Here is a 1,191-nt window from a genome sequence, read left to right as displayed (position 1 = left end):
AGTAGCTCACCACTTGGCGAAACTAATGAGCTTAAATTCACTTCAAGCAAGCAGCTGCGACCTTGCGTGTCCGTCGTCCATTTGCGTTCACTTTTACGGGTAGCGACTCGGCTCGCCGTTGCAGTGATGGCTTCTTCTCGTCGCCCCTCCCAAAACTGGTCAAAGGCACGATTCGTCGTCAATAAGTTACCTTGACAATCTTGTAAGCAGATCAACTCGGACAGCGAATCTAGCGCTGAGCGAGCCATCTCTAACTGCGCCAACTCTTGCTGCTGCTCTTGTAAAGTGACTTGATAAGGTTGCGCGTACATGATCCAAACACGATGACCACGTAGCAAACTCTTTCGGCCGGACAATTCAACCTTAATAGATTCGTTTTCAGATAAACGCCAATCAAAGACTTGGTGACGGAAATAGCGACTGGAAAAACTATCTAGCAACGAAGAAAGTTTGTGAAGCTCAAACAAAGCTGGGTACAAAAAGCCTGTACCCAGTGAGCGAATGCCAAGCAACTGCATCGCTGCTTGATTCGAAAGTAGGATTTGTCCATGGCTGGCATCTAGCACCAGCACTGGATAAGGCGAATCAGTAATAAGCTGCTTAAGTGCGTTTTGGAAACGAAAGTAGATAAGTGCTATCGCAATCGCACTGACTATCGATAGCAGGACAATATATCCATAACTCTCCTGCCCATTCCAAAGCCAATTAAGTAACTGATCCATTTTTCCACCTATAAAGCAAACTGCTAAAAATATATCAGTTATTTATTGAGCAATATGCTTTTAATTCCGGCTTCGTGTAGATAAAAGGCTTTCCTATTAAGCTGCCTTGAGCGCCATCTTTATTTAATGCGCGACCAATTTCAGTCATGGCTAACCAACGGTTTTCACACCAAAGCGGGGACAACAACGTTGGACGACGAGCTGCGGAAGAGACACGATGAAACACAACATCAGCGGGCGTCATACGAATCATTTCACTGGCAATCGCAACATATTCTTCCAATTCAGGAGCTTCTAATCTGCCAGCTCTCCAAGCTTTCGCCATCGTACTGCCTTCCACAATATGCAGGCCATGTAACTTGATGCCATCAGTGCCCACGGCCAACACTTTTTGCAGCGTTTCAATATTATCGTCGCGGGTTTCTTTCGGTAGTCCAACAATCAAATGAGTACAAACTTTGATCCCTAA

General features: G+C 45.4%; 1 protein-coding gene and 1 pseudogene. Both read right to left on the bottom strand.

Features of this window, described 5'->3' with window-relative positions; genetic code table 11:
- A partial coding sequence (locus tag R7E42_RS24795; RefSeq protein WP_318073202.1) for a PAS domain-containing protein occupies positions 1 to 722 on the bottom strand: 722 nt, incomplete at its 3' end.
- Between the two features lie 34 nt (positions 723 to 756).
- Positions 757 to 1,191: pseudogene (locus R7E42_RS24790) on the bottom strand (TIGR01212 family radical SAM protein); the annotation flags it as partial.

Origin of the sequence: Vibrio sp. Vb1337, assembly GCF_033338715.1 — a bacterium.
Taxonomy (GTDB): domain Bacteria; phylum Pseudomonadota; class Gammaproteobacteria; order Enterobacterales; family Vibrionaceae; genus Vibrio; species Vibrio alginolyticus.
The sequence above is the reverse complement of the archived record's forward strand: the minus strand, read 5'-3'. Positions and strand labels throughout refer to the sequence as shown.